Origin of the sequence: Streptomyces sp. H39-S7, assembly GCF_027158205.1 — a bacterium.
Classification (GTDB): domain Bacteria; phylum Actinomycetota; class Actinomycetes; order Streptomycetales; family Streptomycetaceae; genus Actinacidiphila.
The window spans coordinates 23,446-41,216 of the sequence record NZ_JAPVLU010000062.1 but is presented as its reverse complement, the minus strand read 5'-3'; the positions used below and the strand labels follow the sequence as shown (position 1 = coordinate 41,216).

Sequence of the window (17,771 nt, the reverse complement as noted above, 5' to 3'; positions counted from 1 at the left end):
CCCGCCGACCACCGTGCCGGCCCGCGGCGCGCAGGAGACCGCCGACCCGGCCCGGCTGGCCGGCTGGGCCGCCGCACTGCGCCACCCCGGCTTCCTGGCCGCCGGAGGGGGCGACGCGGCCGAGCCGGCCAGCTTCGCCCACCCGCTGCTGCGCGACGCGGTGCTGCACACCCTGCCCCGCGAGCGCCGGGACGCGGCGCACCGCACCGCCGCCCGGCTGCTGCTCGAGCGCGGTGACCGGGCCGGCGCCGTCGCCGGGCACCTGCTGCCGGTGCCTCCGGTCGGCGAGGCGTGGGCCGCCGACGTGCTGCTCGCCGCCGCGCAGGAGACCCGCGCGGAGCCGGACGGCGTTCCGCGGGCCGTCGCCCATCTGCGCCGGGCGCTGGACGAGCCCCTCACCACCGAGCGGCGCGGCAGCGTGCTCACCGAACTGGGCTGCCTGGAGGTCAGGATCGAGCGGGCGGCCGGGGTCCGGCGGCTGGCGGAGGCGCTGCGCGTGCAGCAGGACGGGCACGGCCGGGTGCGGGTGGCCAACGCGCTGGGCACGGCGCTCGCCGCGCACGGCGAGGTGCCGGCGGCCATCGCCGTGCTGCGCGAACTCGCCGACGGTTTCGCCGGCCGCCCCGACCTGCTGAGCGCGGTGCAGGCGGCGACCGCGCTCATCGCCTCGCACGACGGGGAGAGCTGGCGGCAGATGGTCTCGGAGCTGCTGCGGCTGCGGCACCTCGGCGATCCCGATCCGATGGCCGAGACGATGCTCACCGAGTACGAGTCGGCCGCCGGGCTGCTCTCGGCGGAACAGGCCTGGGAGCAGGTGCGTCCGCTGCTCGCACCCGGCGCGGTCGACCCGCTGCTGGAGCCGTACGTCCTGGGGTCGGTCGCCACCGTCGCGCAGTGGGCCGACCGGCTGGACGAGGCGGAACGGCTCGCCGCCCGGATCCCGCTCGGCGAGCCGGTGCTGCACCCCGGCCACGAGTGCCTGGTGAGCGTGCGGGCCGAGGCCGCCGTCATGCGGGGAGACTTCGCCCGGCTCGTCGACGACCAGGACCCCGCGGCCAACGTCCATGTCGGCGCCCAGACGATGATCGCGCTCACCGAACTCGACCGGCTGGACGAGGCCGCCGAGCTCGCCGGAAAGCTCGCGGGCCCCGGCCCCGACCACTCCTGGCAGTGGTGCGAGTTCCTGTACGCGCGCGGTCTGCTGCGCTCCGCCCTGGGTGACGACACCGGCGCACTGGAGGACTTCAACGACTGCGGCCGGCGGCAGGCCGCCCGGGGCGTGGTGAGCCCGGTCGTCACCGCCTGGCGCTCGCCCGCCGCCGACAGCCTGGTGCGGACCGGCCGGGCCGGCGAGGCGGTGCCGCTCGCCGCCGAGGAACTGCGGCTGGCCAGGATCTGGGGCACGGCCCGTACCGAGGGGCGGGCCCTGCGCGCGCTCGGCTCGGCGACCGGCGGCCGGCGCGGGATCGAGCTGATCGAGGAGGCCGTCGCCCGGCTGCGCGAGGATGCGGCCGCCGAGCCGGAACTGATCGCCGCGCAGCTCGGCCTGGGCCGCTCCCTCACCGCCGCCCGGTGCTCGGGGCAGGCCCGCGACGTGCTGCGGGAGGCCGCCGCGCGGGCCGAGCGGCTCGGCGCCGTACGCCTGGGCCGGCTCGCGCGGCAGGCGCTGCGGGACGGCGGCGCCCGCCCGCGCCGGATCCCGCACACCGGGACCGGCGCCCTGACGGCCAGCGAGCGGCGGATAGCGGAACTGGCCGCCGCGGGCCACGGGAACGGGGCCATAGCGGAGCTGCTGCATCTGGCCCGCAGGACCGTCGAGACCCATCTGACCAGCACCTACCGCAAGCTCGGCATCCGGCAGCGGGCCGATCTGGCGGCGGCGCTGGCGGCCGCGCCGGGAACCCCGGCCGGACGGTGACCGGCCGCGGGCGGAGGCGTCCGCCGTAACGGCCGCCGTAACAGTCGGCGTACTTGTCGGTAACAACCACTAGCGGCGGCCGCCCGGGCGCCCCTATCGTGCGTCCATGCCGCAACTGCCCGATGTCGTGCTGTGGTCGATACCGGCCTTCGTCCTGCTCACCGTCCTGGAGATGGTGAGCTACCGCATCCATCCCGACGAGGACGCCGCGGGATACGTCGCCAAGGACGCCGCCACCAGTATCACGATGGGTCTCGGCAGCCTGGTCTTCGACCTGCTGTGGAAGATCCCCATCGTCGCCGTGTACGCGGCGGTCTACGAACTCACCCCGCTGCACCTCCCGGTGCTGTGGTGGACGCTCCCGCTGATGCTGCTCGGCCAGGACTTCTTCTACTACTGGTCGCACCGCGGACACCACATGATCCGGCTGCTGTGGGCCTGCCACGTGGTCCACCACTCCAGCCGCAACTTCAACCTCTCCACCGCGCTGCGCCAGCCCTGGACCACCCTCACCGTGTGGCCCTTCTACGTGCCGCTGATCGCCTGCGGGGTGCACCCGGCCGCGCTGGCCTTCTGCTCCTCGGTCAACCTCGTCTACCAGTTCTTCGTGCACACCGAGCGGGTCGACAAGCTGCCCCGCCCCTTCGAGTACGTGCTCAATACCCCCTCGCACCACCGGGTGCACCACGCCTCCCAGGGCGGCTACCTGGACCGCAACTTCGGCGGCATCCTCATCGTCTGGGACCGGCTCTTCGGCTCCTTCGCGCCCGAGACCGAGCGGCCGGTGTTCGGCCTCACCAAGAACATCGGCACGTACAACCCGCTGCGGGTGGCCACCCACGAGTACGCCGCCATCGCCCGCGACGTGGCCGCCGCCGGCACCTGGCGGGCCCGCTTCGGGCATGTGCTGCGCGGCCCCGGCTGGCAGCCGGTCCCGGCGCCCGCGCCGGTACCCGTACCGGCCGGCGGTCCCACGGCGCCGGCAGCCGGGGAGCAGGCCGCGTGAGCCGTGCCCGTACGGAGCGGACGCTGCTCGTCGCGTTCGCCGTCGTCGGCGTCGCCCACCTGGCCGCGACCCTGGCGGGCTGGGACCTGGGGCGGCAGCTCACCAAGCCCCTCCTGCTGCCCGTCCTGGCCGGCTGGGCGGCGGCCCGCGGCGGCCCGCGGCCGCTGATCGCCGCGCTGCTCTTCGGCTGGGGCGGCGATGTCGCCCTGCAGATCGGCGGTGACCTGGCGTTCCTGGCCGGCATGGGCTCCTTCGCCGCCGGACACGTCTGCTATCTGGTGCTCTTCGTCCGGCACGGCGCCTTCGCCGACCGCCGGGCGGCGCTGCGGCGCGCCGCCGGGTACGCCGCGGTGTGGCTGGTCATGATCACGCTGCTGTGGGGCGGCCTGGAGGCGTCGATGCGGATCCCGGTCGCGGGGTACAGCCTGCTGCTCACCGCGATGGCCGCCGGAGCGGCCGGGCTCGGCGCGCGGGCCGCGGCCGGCGGCGCCCTGTTCCTGCTCTCCGACACGCTCATCGCCGCCGGTATCGCCGACTGGCCGCTGCTCCCGGGCCATGACTTCTGGATCATGCTGACCTACCTGGCCGCCCAGTACCTGCTGGCCGGCGCCCTGACCCGCCGGGACCCGCGGCGTGCGGCACCCGGACCCCAGGCGTACCGTGAAGTCACCCCATCGAGCTGAGCACCAAGGACACCCCATGCGCGCCACCGTCATCCACGCCCCGTTCGACATCAGGGTGGAGGACGTACCCGACGCGGCGCTGCGGCAGCCCGGCGACGCGGTCGTCCGGGTGGTCCGCGCCTGCGTCTGCGGCAGCGACCTGTGGGCGTACCGCGGCGAGGCCGCCCGCGAGCCGGGGCAGCGCATCGGCCACGAATTCCTCGGCGTCGTCGAGGAGACCGGCTCCGAGGTGTCGGGACTGCGAGCGGGCGACCTGGTCGTCGCCCCCTTCATGTGGTCCGACGGCGTCTGCGAGTACTGCGTCGAGGGCCTGACGACCTCCTGCGTGCACGGCGGCTTCTGGGGCTCGGTCGGCTCCGACGGCGGCCAGGGCGAGGCCGTCCGGGTCCCCTTCGCCGACGCCACCCTGGTCAAACTGCCCGCCGACGCGCTCTCCGACGACCGTCTGCTGTCCGGGCTGCTCGCCCTGTCCGACGTCATGGGCACCGGCCACCACGCCGCCGTCGGCGCCGGTGTCGGCCCCGGCACGACGGTGGCCGTCGTCGGAGACGGCGCGGTCGGCCTGTGCGGGGTGCTCGCCGCCAAGCGGCTGGGGGCCGAGCGGATCATCGCGCTCGGCCGGCACGAGGCGCGCACCGACCTCGCCCGCACCTTCGGCGCCACCGACGTCGTCGCCGAGCGCGGCGAGGCGGCCGTCGCGGCGGTCCGGGAGCTGACCCGCGGGCAGGGCGCGCACGCCGTCATCGAGGCGGTCGGCACCGAGCAGTCCATGCGCACCGCGGTGGGCATCACCCGCGACGGCGGCGCCATCGGCTACGTCGGCGTCCCGCACGGCAGCGGCACCGGCCTGGACCTCGGCGAGATGTTCAACCGCAACATCGCCCTGCGCGGCGGCGTCGCCCCGGTCCGCAGCTACATCGGGGAGCTGCTCCCCGACGTCCTGTCCGGCGCCATCGACCCGTCCCCGGTCTTCGACCTCGCGGTCGACCTGGACGGTGTCCCCGGCGGGTACAAGGCGATGGACCAGCGGACCGCGCTGAAGGCCATCGTCAGGTTCTGACGGAAGACGAAACGCCGGGTGGGCCCGTATCGCGGGCCCACCCGGCGTTCTCGTCGCGGCGGTTACTTGGTGACGGCGTCCAGGGCGTCGACGATGCCGAACCCGTAGAAGCTGTTCACCCGCTTCGGGCCGGTGCAGGTGGCGTCCTGCACTCCGTTGCCGTCCGGGTCGTAGAGGCCCGTCGGGCAGCCGGGGTTGTCGGCCTCGGCCTTGAGGATCCACTGGATCTGCTCAGGCGTCGCGTGCGGGTGCTTGCTCTTGACGAGCGCCGCGACGGCGGCCACGTGCGGGCTGGCCATCGAGGTGCCCTGCAGATATCCATAGGTGTTGCCGGGCAGGGTGGACAGGATCCGGCCGTTCTTGTCCGGAGTACCCGGGATCTGGTATTTGTCCCCGCCGGGGGCGGCGACGTCGATGACGCCCCGGCCGTAGCTGGAGTAGTACGACTTGAGGTTCTGCACGCCGGTCGCGGAGACCGTGACGACGCCGGGCAGCTGGGTGGGAATGTCGAAGCACTTGTGCGGGTCGATGGTGCGCTCGACCGGGGTGCTGTCGTCCGGGCTGGACGCGTCGACGATCGCGTCCGAGTCCAGGTCGTCGTCGGAGTTGCCGGCCGACGCGACGTTCAGTACACCCTTGCGCTCGGAGTACTTGGACGCGCGGTTGACGGCGTCGACGATCGCCTTCTGGTCGGGGTCGGCGAGGCAGTTGTACAGCCAGGGGTCGATGTAATAGCTGTTGTTCGTCACGGAGATGCCGTGGTCGGCCGCGAAGACGAACGCGCAGACCACGCTCTCCGGGTAGAACAGGCTCGTGACGGGGTCGCTGACCTTGATGGCCGCGACCTTGACGTTGGGGGCGACGCCGGCCACGCCGATGCCGTTGCGCGCGGCGGCGATCTCGCCCGCCACGTGCGTGCCGTGGTAGTCACTGGCCGGGTCGTACGGGCGCCAGGCGCCCGGGCTCGTGTCGGCCACACCGCCCACGCAGTTCGCGGACTGCGAGGCGGAGAAGTTCGCGGCGAGGTCCGGGTGCGTGTCGTCGACGCCGGTGTCGATGACACCGACCGTGACCTTCCGGCTGCCCGGGTTGATCTTGGCGGCCTGGTCGGCCTTGATGGCCACCAGGTCCCACTGGTTCGCCTCCAGCGGCTCCTGCGCGGGGCCGGCCTTCGCGGTGGCCGCGGCGACCTGGGCGGCGGTGAGCCGTTCCGGTGCGCCCAGCTCGGTGGTCGAGGCCGGGGCGATGGCGGAGGTACGGGTGGCGCCCGCCGTCTGCACCCCATGGGCCTTGCGTATCGCGGCGGCGAACCCCGGGTTCGCCGAGTGGACGACGATGACGCCGATCTTCTCGTACGAGATGACGACCTGGCCGCCGGCCCGGGCCACCGCACGCTCGACGCTCTTGACGGTGCCGCGGTCCACCTTGGTGTTGACCACGTACGACAGCAGCGGGCCGTCGGCCGCCGCCGTGGTGTCCGCCGCTGCCGCCGAAGCGGCGCCCGGCAGTACGGCGACCGCTGCCGCCAGCGCCATCCCGACGGTCGCCGCGAGTACGCGGCGCCGTCCGGACCGTCTGTGAAGAGGAACCATGGGATCTCCAATCGTCCGACTACCCGTCCCGACGACCCGGTTGGCGTGGGACAGGTACATGACGATGGAAACTATCGTCGTACCGGTGGCGCCATCAATGGATTGCGGTAGAAATCCCGGATTCCTACCGGATTCCCGTTCGAGCCGAAGACGCGTCAGCCGCCGCCGTGGCCGGACCGCAGCGCCTCGATGCTCAACAGCGGTATGACGACCCGCGGTCCGTACCACCGGCCGGGCGCCGCGCGGCCGGCCGGTCGCGGAGCCGCGGCCACCGGGGCGGCCAACCGGACGGCCCCGTACGGCAGTCGGCGCGGACCCGGTGGCGGGGAACTCGGCTGGGTGTTCACGGGCGATGTCCTCGGACTGACGTCACGGCCGCGTCGGGGCCGCTCGGCGACGGTGCTGGGCGCCTTGTACAACGAAGCGCCCCGGCCGCGGTGTCGGCCGTGGCTCGGATCGCGGCAGTTTTGCCGGAGGACCTGTTGAACACCTGCCGTCACACCTCTAGCATGCGGTTCCGATCATCGACGTGACGCAGATCACTCATGGAGGCACCGTGGATCCCGCACCACCGTCCGCCACCCCGGGTCTCCCGACCCCCGCTTCGTACTCCGCGGTGGAGGCGAGTCCGGAATTCGCCGAACTACGGCACTCCTACCGGGTGTTCGCGTTCCCGGTCACCGTCGCCTTCCTCGCCTGGTATTTGCTCTACGTGCTCCTGTCGAGCTACGCGGGCGGGTTCATGGCGACCAAGGTCGTCGGCAACATCAACGTGGCGTTCGTCTTCGGCCTCGCGCAGTTCCTCACCACCTTCCTCATCGCGTGGATATACGCCCGGTACGCGAACGCCCGGCTCGACCCGGGAGCCGAGGCCCTCAAGGCGCGGCTGGAGAACGGCGCTACGTTGGAGGACCGCTCATGACCACCGGCACGATCAACCTGGCGGCCGAGGCGGCGGCGTCGGAGCACCGCACCCTGATCATCACGCTCTTCTCGGTGTTCGTCGTCATCACCCTCGGCATCACCGTCTGGGCCGGCCGCCAGACGAAGGACGCCACCGACTTCTACGCGGGCGGCCGCGGCTTCACCGGCTTCCAGAACGGGCTGGCGATCTCCGGCGACTACATGTCCGCCGCCTCGTTCCTGGGGATCGCCGGCGCCATCGCGCTCGTCGGCTACGACGGGTTCCTCTACTCGATCGGCTTCCTGGTCGCCTGGCTGGTCGCCCTGCTGCTGGTCGCGGAACCGCTCCGCAACTCCGGCCGCTTCACCATGGCCGACGTGCTCGCCTACCGGCTGCGCCAGCGCCCGGTGCGCACCGCCGCCGGCACCTCGACCATCATCGTGTCGATCTTCTATCTGCTGGCCCAGATGGTCGGCGCGGGCGCCCTGGTCTCGCTGCTGCTCGGCGTCACCGGTGAGGGCCCGAAGCGGCTGATCGTGGCGCTGGTCGGCATCGTCATGGTGCTGTACGTGACGATCGGCGGCATGAAGGGCACGACCTGGGTGCAGATCATCAAGGCCGTGATGCTGATCCTCGGCACCCTGCTGATCACGGTCCTGGTGCTCAACAAGTTCCACTGGAACCCGTCCGCGCTGCTGGGTGCCGCGGCCGAGAAGAGCGGTCAGGGGCACAAGTTCCTGGAGCCCGGCCTCAAGTACGGCGTCGACAGCACCAGCAAGATCAACTTCATCTCGCTGGGCCTGGCCCTCGTCCTGGGCACCGCCGGGCTGCCGCACATCCTGGTGCGCTTCTACACCGTGCCCTCGGCGAAGGTCGCCCGGAAGTCCGTGAACTGGGCGATCGGCATCATCGGCGGCTTCTATCTGATGACCATCGCCCTCGGCTTCGGCGCGGCGGCCCTGGTCGGGGCAGCCAAGATCAAGGCGAGCGACAAGTCCGGCAACACCGCGGCGCCGCTGCTCGCCGAGTACGTCGGCGGCGGCCCCGGCACGACCGGCGGCGCAATCCTGCTCGCAGTGATCTCCGCGGTGGCCTTCGCCACCATCCTCGCCGTCGTCGCGGGCCTCACCCTCGCGTCGTCGGCCTCGTTCGCGCACGACCTGTGGGCCAACGTCATCCGCAAGGGCAAGGTCAGCGAGAAGAACGAGGTCATCACCGCCAAGATCGCCGCGGTGGCGATCGGCGCGGTCTCCATCGGGCTCGGCATGTACGCCACCAAACTCAACGCGGCGGCCCTGGTCGCGCTGGCCTTCGCGGTCGCCGCCTCCGCCAACCTCCCGACCATTCTCTACAGCCTGTACTGGAAGAAGTTCACCACCGCGGGAGCGACCTGGTCGATCTACGGCGGCCTGGTCTCCTCGGTCGTCCTGGTGATCTTCTCGCCGGTCGTCTCCGGCGCCTCGGACTCGCTCTTCACCGGCAGCGACTTCCACTGGTTCCCGCTGGCCAACCCGGGCATCGTCTCCATCCCGCTGGGCTTCCTGCTCGGCTGGCTGGGCACGGTCCTGTCCAAGGAGAAGCCGGACCTCGAGAAGTACAAGGAGCTGGAGGTGCGCTCCATGACCGGCGCCGGAGCTCACTGATCCAGCCCTCCGCCACGGATTCAACAAACTGTTGCAATCAGGGGCCCATCGCGTACGCTGCGGCGATACGCGATGGGCCGCTGTGGTCCTAAGCTGGAGTGGCGGGTGCACCAGGTGCCCGCGAGGGAGGCGGAACGCGTGCTGATCGACACCTACGGACGCGTGGCCACCGATCTGCGGGTCTCGCTCACCGACCGGTGCAATCTGCGCTGCACCTACTGCATGCCCGAAGAGGGCCTGCAGTGGCTGGCCAAGCCCGAACTGCTCACCGACGACGAGATCGTCCGGATGGTACGGATCGGCGTCACCGACCTCGGCGTCAAGGACGTCCGCTTCACCGGCGGCGAGCCACTGCTCCGCCCCGGCCTGGTCGGCATCATCGAACGCGTCGCGGCCCTCGAACCCCGACCCCGGATCTCGCTGACCACCAACGGCATCGGCCTGGGCCGCACCGCCGCCGCGCTGCGCGACGCCGGCCTGAACCGGGTCAACGTCTCCCTGGACACCCTGCGCCCCGACGTCTTCCAGGCCATGACCCGGCGCAAGCGCCACCATGACGTCATCGCCGGGCTCGAAGCGGCCCGCGCCGCCGGCCTGACCCCGGTCAAGGTCAACGCGGTGCTCATGCGCGGGGTCAACGACGACGAGGCCCCGGAACTGCTCCGGTGGGCCGTCGAGAACGGGTACGAGCTGCGCTTCATCGAGCAGATGCCGCTGGACGCCCAGCACGGCTGGCAGCGCGGCGACATGGTGACCGCGGAGGAGATCCTGGAGAGCCTCCAGACCCGCTTCACGCTCACCCCCGAACCCAACGGGGCCCGCGGCTCGGCCCCCGCCGAACGCTGGCTGGTGGACGGCGGCCCGGCCCGGGTCGGCGTCATCGCCTCCGTGACCCGCCCCTTCTGCCGCGCCTGCGACCGCACCCGGCTCACCGCCGACGGCCAGGTCCGCGACTGCCTCTTCGCCCGCACCGAGTCCGACCTGCGCGCCCCGCTGCGCTCCGGCGCCACCGACGCGGAGATCGCCGCGCTGTGGAAGACCGCGATGTGGGGCAAGAAGGCCGGCTCCGGGCTCGACGACCCGTCGTTCCTCCAGCCTGACCGCCCGATGTCGGCGATCGGCGGCTAAGAGGGCTCCGGGGTACCTCCCGAGGGCCCCGCGAGGCGCCCCTCGGGCCTCGCCGCCCGCGGTCGGCCGGGGCCCGCGTCGCGTCCGCTATCAGGACGCGCCAGGAGGCCTCAGGACGCCTCGGGGGTTCCCGGCGCCGTCGCATTCCGCGGCGGTGCGACGTCCGCCGGGTCCTGCCACTCCGCGAACGGCACGACGTCCTTCAGGAAACCCCGCAGATCCAGGAACTGCGACAGGTGCTCCCGGTGCTCGTCACAGGCGAGCCAGGTCTTCCGGCGGTCCGGGGTGTGCAGTTTGGGGTTGTTCCACGCCAGCACCCACGCGGCGGTGGTGCGGCAGCCCTTGGCCGAGCAGATCGGCGTCTCGTCGTTCATAGCCGCCAGTAAACATGGCGACGCCGGGCAGCCACGGGGGGAGCCGCCCGGCGTCGGTCCGTCGCTCCGACGGGGGATGCGGAGCGCGTACGAAGTATGTCACGCATGCACCCCGGTCGAGGAGGGGATCCCCATGATTGATCTGAGCTTTTCTTGAGGTTTTCCGGCCATGGGCGGCTCAGTTCCGACCGCTGTGCGGGCCCTCCGGGGATTCCGTTCCCGGCACCACACGGCCCTCCACGACGGCCCGCTCCAGCATCGGCCGGGTCGGCGGCGGGACGAAGGAGGACGGCAGCGACGGCGCGTTCTCCCGTCCCGCGTTGGCGATGACCACCGCGACATAGGGCAGCAGCGCGCCCAGGACCAGCGCGACCCAGGCCAGCGGCCGCTGCACGTTCCACAAGGTCACGGTCGCGATGACCGAGGCGGTACGGACCAGCATCGAGATGACGTAGCGGCGCTGCCGGCCCTGCACGTCCTGCGTCAGGCTGGTACGGGCTCCGGTGATCCGGATGACCTCACCGTCGCTGTGCTTCCGCATCACATTCCACCGCCTGCTCGGCCCGTCGGGCCGTACCGAATTCTGTTGCGGGGACCCGCCCCAGGCCTTACTCACGGTACGCCGCGGGTCCGCCGCATTCGAGACCGGGGCCGCCCCGCGAGTGGCGTGCGCACCCCGTCGTACGGCGTATGGACGCACCCGACATGCGGCGTAGCCCGCCTCGCAGCAGACTGGCGACACGAGTGCATGGTCACTTGAACGCGAGGAGGCGTGTGACATGAGTTGGTTGTGGGCGATCATCGTCGGTCTGGTTCTGGGTCTGATCGCCAAGGCGATCCTGCCCGGCAAGCAGGCCATCCCGCTGTGGCTGACCGCGATCTTCGGCATGCTCGGCAGCGTCCTGGGCAACGCCATCGCGACGTGGATCGGCGTCAACAACACCAGTGGTATCGACTGGACCCGGCACCTGCTGCAGTTGCTCGGAGCCATCGCGGTGGTCGCCGTGGGGGACGGCCTGTGGGCGGCGATCAGGGGCAAGAGGACTGCCTGACGCCGGCAGACCGTTCGCTCAGACCGGGCGCTGCCGCAACCGCGCCGCGGGCACCCGGTCGGTCAGCCACACTCCGTTGGCGCTGACCCGGAACACATGGCCCTCGGCGGCCAGCCGGGCAGCGTCCACCTCCAGCACCACAGGACGGCCGTGCCGCGCACCCACGCGCACGGCCGTCTCCACGTCGGCCGACAGATGGACGTCCTGACGGGACATCGGCAGCAACCCGTCCCGGAGGATCAGCGGCAGGGTCGTCGTGGCCGTGCCGTGGAAGAGCACGTCGGGCGGTGGCGCCGCCGCCAGCCCGAGGTCCACCGGGACCGAGTGGCCCTGGCTGGCCCGGATCCGCAGGCCGTCCGGCGCGTATTCGTACCGCTTCTTGTTGTTCGTCGCGACGACATGGTCCAGCTCGGCGCGCGAGAAGCGGCGGCCGGCCCGGTCGCAGGCGGCGATCAGTTCGTCGACCGCCACCCAGCCGCCCTCGTCGAGGGTCAGCCCGACCGCTCCCGGATGATGCCGCAGCACCATGGCCAGGAACTTCGAGACCTTGACCGTCCGCTTCTCGTCCACCGTCGTCATCCTCCTGGCACGCCGGTCAGACGCCCTGGCTGACCGAGCTCATGTTGAAGTCCGGGATCCGCATGGCCGGCGCGGCGGCCCGGGTGAAGTAGTCGCTCCACTCGCGCGGCAGCGTCCGCTCGGTGCGGCCCGTCTCGGCGACCCGGCCGAGCAGGTCCACCGGCGACTCGTTGAACCGGAAGTTGTTCACCGCGCCCGTCACCTCGCCGTTCTCGACCAGGTAGACGCCGTCCCGGGTGAGGCCGGTGAGCAGCAGCGTCGCCGGATCGACCTCGCGGATGTACCACAGGCAGGTCAGCAGCAGCCCGCGCCCGGTCGCCGCGACCATCTCCTCCAGCGACTTGGTGCCGCCGCCGTCCAGGATCAGGTTGTCGGCGGTCGGGGTCACCGGGAGGCCCGTGAGGCCCGCGCTGTGCCGGGTGGTGGGCAGCCGGATGAGCACCCCGTCGCGGATCCACTCCACCGGCCCGACCGGCAGGCCGTTGTCGAACACCGAGGACTCGTCGCCCGAGGCGTGCGCGATGACGAACGGGGCCGACTCCAGACCGGGCGCCGACGGGTCGCTGCGCAGCGTCAGCGGCAGCTCGGAGAGCTTCTCCCCGACCCGGGTGCCCCCGCCCGGCTTGCTGAACACGGTGCGGCCCTCGGCCGCGTCACGGGCGCCGGACGACCACAGCTGGTAGATCGCCAGGTCCGCGACGGCGGACGGCGGCAGCAGCGTCTCGTACCGGCCGGCGGGCAGTTCGACGCGCCGCTCCGCCCAGACGAGCCGCTGGGCGAGCTCCGCGTCGAGCGCCGCCGGGTCGACGTCCTTGAAGTCCCTGGTCGAGGCCCCTGCCCAGGCGGAGCGGGAGCGGTCGGGGGACTTGGCGTTCAGCTCCATCGTGCCGGTCGGCTGGTCGTGCCGCAGCCGCAGTCCCGTGGAGCTGCCGAGGTAGCTGGAGGTCACCGAGTGGAAGGCGAACCCGTACAGCTGCCGTCCGCCGGCCCGTGCGGTCGCGAAGGACTCGCCCAGCGCGGGCGCGAACGATCCGAAGACCTCGGAGGAGGTCTCGGCGGGCGGCTCGGTGAAGCCGGCGGAGTGCGCGGTGCCCTCGACGAGCGGCTGGGCGTCCTCGGCCGGCCCCGCGGCGCGGGCCGCCTCCTCGGCGGCCCGGACCAGCGGCTCCAGGTCGTCGACGGTCACCGCGGAGCGGGACACCACACCGGAGGCGGCGCCCTGCGAGCCGTTCACCGTCGCGATGACGGTGAGGGTGCGGCCACGGGTCACGCCGTTGGTGGTGAGGGCGTTGCCCGCCCAGCGCAGGTTGGCGCTGGACTCCTCGTCCGCGATGACGACGCAGCCGTCGGCGCGGGACAGTGCCAGGGCGCGCTCGACGATCTCGTGCGGAGCGGTGCTGCGGGGGCTCATCGGCCGGCCTCCTGGGTCGTGTTCAGGATGTTGACACCGCGGAACAGCGCGGAGGGGCAGCCGTGGCTGACCGCCGCGACCTGCCCGGGCTGGGCCTTGCCGCAGTTGAAGGCGCCGCCGAGGACGTAGGTCTGCGGGCCGCCGACGGCTTCCATCGAGCCCCAGAAGTCGGTGGTCGTGGCCTGGTAGGCGACGTCCTTGAGCTGGCCCGCGAGCCGGCCGTTCTCGATCCGGAAGAACCGCTGGCCGGTGAACTGGAAGTTGTAGCGCTGCATGTCGATCGACCAGGAGCGGTCGCCGACGATGTAGATGCCGCGCTCGACGCCGCCGATCAGCTCCTGCGTCGACGGCCCGTCCTGCGCCGGCTGGAGCGACACGTTGGCCATCCGCTGCACCGGCACATGGCCGGAGGAGTCGGCGAACGCGCAGCCGTTGGACCGTTCGAAGCCGGTGAGCTTCGCGATCCGGCGGTCCAGCTGGTACCCGACCAGGGTGCCGTCCTTCACCAGGTCCCAGGTCTGCCCGGCGACGCCCTCGTCGTCGTAGCCGATCGTCGCGAGGCCGTGTTCCGCGGTGCGGTCCCCGGTGACGTTCATCAGCGCGGAGCCGTACTTCAACGTGCCCAGCTGGTCGAAGGTCGCGAACGAGGTGCCCGCGTAGGCGGCTTCGTAACCGAGCGCCCGGTCCAGCTCGGTGGCGTGGCCGATCGACTCGTGGATCGTCAGCCACAGGTTGGACGGGTCCACCACGACGTCGTACGAACCGGCCTCCACGGTCGGCGCGAGCATCTTCTCCGCCAGCAGTTCCGGGATCTGCGCCAGTTCGGCGTCCCAGTCCCAGCCGGTGCCCGTCAGGTACTCCCAGCCGCGGCCGACCGGCGGGGCCAGGGTGCGCATGGAGTCGAAGTCGCCGCTGCCGGGATCCACCGCGACGGCGGTGAGCTGCGGGTGCAGCCGCACCCGCTGCTGCGTGGTGCTGGTGCCGGAGGAGTCCGCGTAGAACTTGTTCTCCTGGACGGTCATCAGGGCCGCGTCCGCGTGCGCGACGCCCTTCGCGGCGAGCAGCCGGCTGCTCCACTCGGCGAGCAGCGCCGTCTTCTCCGCGTCCGGGACGTCGAAGGGGTTGGTCCCGTACGCGGAGACCCACACCTTGTCCGCGTGCACCGGCTCGTCCGCCAGCTCGACGCGTTCGTCGGAACCCGCGGCGGCGATCACCTTCGCCGACAGCCGCGCCATGGCGACCGCCTGGCCGGCGACCCGCGCCGCCGCGTCCATCGTCAGGTCGACGCCGGACGCGAAGCCCCAGGCGCCGCCGTGCACGACCCGGACCGCGTACCCGGTGTCCGTGGTGTCCGTGGTGCCGGACGGCCGGGCGTCCCGGAGCCGGTGGGTGGCGCTGCGGATCCGTTCGAAGCGGAAGTCCGCGTGCTCCGCTCCGAGCGCCCGCGCGCGGGCGAGTGCCGCGTCGGCCAGCGCCCGCAGTGGCAGCGCCAGGAATGACTGATCGACCTCGTGAGGCACAGCGGCCTCCCCTTTCGCCCGATTCGACAGGTCTGATTCGACAGGTCTGCGCAGTGAATCATGCCGGTCGGACAGCCCGGTGGCCACGGTATATCCGGCGCGCCCGGCGCACCGGTGATGATCCGTCAGAACCCGATGACGACAAGGCTCTTGTCGTTGGTCCAGACCAATCCTATGCTCGGGGCTGCTGGTCCCCCCACGCCTGTGTCCGCGCAGTCCTGAGAAACAGCACGACAAGGAGCCCCCCATGCCAACCCCCCACCTCTCGGCACTCCGCGTCCCCCCGCCCCGGCGGTCCGCCGTCCGCCATGGCGCGGTGATCGGCGCCGCGGGCGCCGCCGCGCTGGCGCTCGTCGCCCTCACCCCGGTGTCCGCGAGCGCGCACGGCGCGCTCAGCGGCCCCGTCAGCCGGATATCCGCCTGCTACGCCGAAGGCCCCGAGCACCCGCAGTCGCAGGTCTGCAAGGACCTGGTCACCATGAGCGGCACCCAGCCGCTCTACGACTGGAACGAAGTCAACATCGCCAACGCCGACGGCCACAGCCGCGACATCATCCCCGACGGCAAGCTGTGCTCGGCCAACCGCGACAAGTACAAGGCCCTCGACATGGCCCGCACCGACTGGCCGGCCACGTCCGTCACCGCCGGCTCCCGCAACATCGCGTTCCGGGTCACCGCGCCCCACCGCGGCGTCATGACCCTTTACATCACCAAGACCGGCTACGACCCGACGAAGCCGCTCAAGTGGTCGGACCTGGACACCACCCCGATCGCCACCTACGCCACCAGCTCCACCGCGACAGGCGGCTCCTACAACTTCACCGCGAACCTGCCCAGCCGCTCCGGCCGCCACCTGATCTACCAGGTCTGGCAGCGCACCGACAGCCCCGAAGCCTTCTACGGCTGCTCCGACGTCGTCTACGGACAGGGCGTCGCCCCGGCCGCGGCCCCGGCCGCACCCAGCGAGCAGCAGATCACCGCCGGATCGGCCCGGTCGACCGTCAGCCACCACGGCCACGGCGGGGACACCTCGCTCGTCGCCCAGAACGCGGCGGCGAGCGGCCGGACCGACGGCACCCTGAAGACGGCACTCGGCGGCAGCGCCGTTCTCGCCGCGGGAGCCGTCGGAATGATCCTCCGCGGCCGCCGCCGGACGGCATCCGGTACCCAGGCGTAGCAACATCGACTGTAGGGACCCGACAGGGACAGCCTGATGCCCCTGTCGGGCCCGGTTCCTCGTATCGCTGCCCGGACCGATAGTTTCGTGGTGATAGCCACAACTATGGGAAAGGGTGATCCGTTGAGCCGCTCGGTTCTCGTCACCGGAGGAAACCGGGGCATCGGCCTCGCCATCGCCCAGGCCTTCGCCGACGCGGGGGACAAGGTCGCCATCACCTACCGCTCGGGCGAGCCACCAGCGGGCTTCCTCGCGGTGCGCTGCGACATCACCGAATCCGAGCAGGTCGAGCAGGCCTTCAAGGAGATCGAGGAGAAGCACGGTGCGGTCGAGGTGCTGATCGCCAACGCCGGCGTCACCCGCGACCAGCTGCTGCTCCGGATGACCGACGAGGACTTCACGTCCGTCCTGGACACGAACCTCACGGGCACCTTCCGTGTCGTCAAGGCCGCCGCCCGGAAGATGCTGCGGGCCCGCCAGGGACGCATTGTGCTCATCTCCTCGGTCGTGGGCCTGCTCGGCTCCGCCGGCCAGTCGAACTACGCCGCCTCCAAGGCCGGCCTGGTCGGCTTCGCTCGCTCGCTCGCCCGCGAGCTCGGCTCGCGCAACATCACCGTGAACGTCGTGGCCCCCGGCTTCGTGGACACCGACATGACCCGCACGCTCAGCGACGAGCAGCGCGAGAAGATCGTCGGACAGATCCCGCTGGGCCGTTACGCGCAGACCGCGGAGATCGCCTCCTCGGTCCGCTTCCTCGCCTCCGACGAGGCCGCATACATCACTGGTGCCGTCATTCCCGTAGACGGCGGATTGGGCATGGGTCACTGATCACCATGAGTGGAATTCTCGAAGGCAAGCGCATCCTGATCACCGGAGTGCTGATGGAGTCCTCCATCGCGTTCCACACCGCCAAGCTGGCGCAGGAGCAGGGCGCTGAGATCATCCTCACCGCCTTCCCGCGGCCCACCCTGACCGAGCGCATCGCCAGGAAGCTGCCGAAGCCCACCAAGGTCATCGAGCTGGACGTGACCAACGCCGAGCACCTCGGCTCGCTCGCGGACACCGTCCGCGCCGAGCTGGGCAGCCTGGACGGCGTGGTGCACTCCATCGGCTTCGCCCCGCAGGACGCGCTGGGCGGCAACTTCCTCAACGCGCCGTGGGAGTCCGTCGCCACCGCGATGCACGTGTCCGCGTTCTCGCTGAAGTCGCTGACCATGGCGTGCCTGCCCCTGATGAGCAACGGCGGCGGCTCGGTCGTCGGTCTCACCTTCGACGCGCAGTACGCCTGGCCGCAGTACGACTGGATGGGCCCGGCCAAGGCCGCGCTGGAGGCCACCTCCCGCTACCTCGCCCGCGACCTGGGCAAGCAGAACGTCCGCTGCAACCTGATCTCGGCCGGGCCGATCGGCTCGATGGCCGCCAAGTCCATCCCGGGCTTCGGGGAACTCGCGGACGTCTGGAACCACCGCTCCCCGCTGGAGTGGGACATGTCCGACCCCGAGCCGACCGGCCGCGGTGTCGTCGCCCTGCTCTCGGACTGGTTCCCGAAGACCACCGGCGAGATCATCCACGTCGACGGCGGCCTGCACGCGGTCGGAGCCTAGCGCGCGGGCCGGCGCGGCGGTGATGTGCCGCCCCGCCGGACGGAGTCCGGCACAGCCGTACGAAGCCTGAGAGGCCCCCGGGGCCGAGCAGTGCGAGCGCGGCAGGGAACGCGGGGGCCG

General features: G+C 71.8%; 18 protein-coding genes. 11 read left to right on the top strand and 7 right to left on the bottom strand.

Annotated elements, in window-relative coordinates; genetic code table 11:
* The 4 genes from O3X23_RS38085 to O3X23_RS38070 form a co-directional block, all read left to right on the top strand.
* A partial coding sequence (locus O3X23_RS38085; RefSeq protein WP_269278017.1) for a helix-turn-helix transcriptional regulator occupies window positions 1-1,918 on the top strand: 1,918 nt, incomplete at its 5' end.
* 106 nt (window positions 1,919-2,024) lie between these two features.
* Window positions 2,025-2,924, top strand: a complete 900-nt coding sequence (locus O3X23_RS38080; protein WP_269278014.1) for a sterol desaturase family protein — start codon at window positions 2,025-2,027, stop codon at window positions 2,922-2,924.
* Complete coding sequence (locus O3X23_RS38075) at window positions 2,921-3,607, top strand: lysoplasmalogenase (protein WP_443048102.1); 687 nt, start codon at window positions 2,921-2,923, stop codon at window positions 3,605-3,607. The genes O3X23_RS38080 and O3X23_RS38075 overlap by 4 nt, the downstream gene beginning before the upstream one ends.
* A 16-nt stretch (window positions 3,608-3,623) precedes the next feature.
* Window positions 3,624-4,667, top strand: a complete 1,044-nt coding sequence (locus tag O3X23_RS38070) for a zinc-dependent alcohol dehydrogenase family protein (RefSeq protein ID WP_269278010.1) — start codon at window positions 3,624-3,626, stop codon at window positions 4,665-4,667.
* A gap of 62 nt (window positions 4,668-4,729) precedes the next feature.
* On the opposite strand, the gene O3X23_RS38065 is transcribed toward O3X23_RS38070, so the two are convergent.
* Together O3X23_RS38065 and O3X23_RS38060 are read right to left on the bottom strand one after the other, a co-directional pair.
* Complete coding sequence (locus O3X23_RS38065; protein ID WP_269278007.1) at window positions 4,730-6,259, bottom strand: S8 family peptidase; 1,530 nt, start codon at window positions 6,257-6,259, stop codon at window positions 4,730-4,732.
* A 155-nt stretch (window positions 6,260-6,414) separates the two neighbouring features.
* Window positions 6,415-6,606, bottom strand: a complete 192-nt coding sequence (locus O3X23_RS38060) for a hypothetical protein (protein ID WP_269278004.1) — start codon at window positions 6,604-6,606, stop codon at window positions 6,415-6,417.
* A 209-nt stretch (window positions 6,607-6,815) separates the two neighbouring features.
* Between O3X23_RS38060 and O3X23_RS38055 the strand changes: the two genes are divergently transcribed.
* From O3X23_RS38055 to moaA, 3 genes are all read left to right on the top strand, one after another.
* Window positions 6,816-7,181 (top strand): DUF485 domain-containing protein, encoded by a 366-nt coding sequence (locus tag O3X23_RS38055; protein ID WP_269278001.1) that lies wholly within the window; start codon window positions 6,816-6,818, stop codon window positions 7,179-7,181.
* Window positions 7,178-8,806, top strand: a complete 1,629-nt coding sequence (locus tag O3X23_RS38050) for a solute symporter family protein (RefSeq protein WP_269277998.1) — start codon at window positions 7,178-7,180, stop codon at window positions 8,804-8,806. The genes O3X23_RS38055 and O3X23_RS38050 overlap by 4 nt, the downstream gene beginning before the upstream one ends.
* Window positions 8,807-8,944: 138 nt before the next feature.
* A complete protein-coding gene (moaA, locus tag O3X23_RS38045) occupies window positions 8,945-9,934 on the top strand; it encodes a GTP 3',8-cyclase MoaA (protein ID WP_269277995.1) in 990 nt (329 codons plus the stop codon).
* Window positions 9,935-10,044: 110 nt separating this feature from the next.
* On the opposite strand, the gene O3X23_RS38040 is transcribed toward moaA, so the two are convergent.
* Both O3X23_RS38040 and O3X23_RS38035 read right to left on the bottom strand, forming a co-directional pair.
* Entirely contained in the window at window positions 10,045-10,308 is a 264-nt protein-coding gene (locus O3X23_RS38040) for a hypothetical protein (RefSeq protein WP_269277992.1), read from the bottom strand.
* A gap of 178 nt (window positions 10,309-10,486) precedes the next feature.
* A complete protein-coding gene (locus tag O3X23_RS38035) occupies window positions 10,487-10,852 on the bottom strand; it encodes a DUF3099 domain-containing protein (RefSeq protein ID WP_269277990.1) in 366 nt (121 codons plus the stop codon).
* Between the two features lie 235 nt (window positions 10,853-11,087).
* Between O3X23_RS38035 and O3X23_RS38030 the strand changes: the two genes are divergently transcribed.
* Window positions 11,088-11,360: a GlsB/YeaQ/YmgE family stress response membrane protein gene (locus O3X23_RS38030; protein ID WP_269277986.1), complete on the top strand. Its 273-nt coding sequence runs from the start codon at window positions 11,088-11,090 to the stop codon at window positions 11,358-11,360.
* Between the two features lie 18 nt (window positions 11,361-11,378).
* Here O3X23_RS38030 and O3X23_RS38025 read toward each other — a convergent pair whose 3' ends face one another.
* The 3 genes from O3X23_RS38025 to O3X23_RS38015 are packed head-to-tail and all read right to left on the bottom strand — an operon-like array spanning window position 11,379 to window position 14,870.
* The gene (locus O3X23_RS38025; protein ID WP_269277982.1) at window positions 11,379-11,930 is read right to left on the bottom strand and encodes an RNA 2'-phosphotransferase; all 552 of its coding nucleotides are present in this window, start codon (window positions 11,928-11,930) and stop codon (window positions 11,379-11,381) included.
* A 25-nt stretch (window positions 11,931-11,955) separates the two neighbouring features.
* On the bottom strand, window positions 11,956-13,350 hold the full coding sequence (locus O3X23_RS38020; RefSeq protein WP_269277980.1) for a metallopeptidase TldD-related protein: 1,395 nt from the start codon (window positions 13,348-13,350) through the stop codon (window positions 11,956-11,958).
* On the bottom strand, window positions 13,347-14,870 hold the full coding sequence (locus tag O3X23_RS38015; protein ID WP_269277977.1) for a TldD/PmbA family protein: 1,524 nt from the start codon (window positions 14,868-14,870) through the stop codon (window positions 13,347-13,349). Before O3X23_RS38015 ends, O3X23_RS38020 begins: the two co-directional genes overlap by 4 nt.
* A 247-nt stretch (window positions 14,871-15,117) precedes the next feature.
* Between O3X23_RS38015 and O3X23_RS38010 the strand changes: the two genes are divergently transcribed.
* From O3X23_RS38010 to fabI, 3 genes are all read left to right on the top strand, one after another.
* Entirely contained in the window at window positions 15,118-16,047 is a 930-nt protein-coding gene (locus tag O3X23_RS38010; RefSeq protein WP_269277974.1) for a lytic polysaccharide monooxygenase auxiliary activity family 9 protein, read from the top strand.
* 123 nt (window positions 16,048-16,170) lie between these two features.
* Window positions 16,171-16,875 (top strand): 3-oxoacyl-[acyl-carrier-protein] reductase, encoded by a 705-nt coding sequence (gene fabG / locus O3X23_RS38005; RefSeq protein ID WP_269277971.1) that lies wholly within the window; start codon window positions 16,171-16,173, stop codon window positions 16,873-16,875.
* Between the two features lie 5 nt (window positions 16,876-16,880).
* Complete coding sequence (fabI, locus tag O3X23_RS38000; protein ID WP_250991543.1) at window positions 16,881-17,651, top strand: enoyl-ACP reductase FabI; 771 nt, start codon at window positions 16,881-16,883, stop codon at window positions 17,649-17,651.
* Window positions 17,652-17,771: the final 120 nt, after the last annotated feature.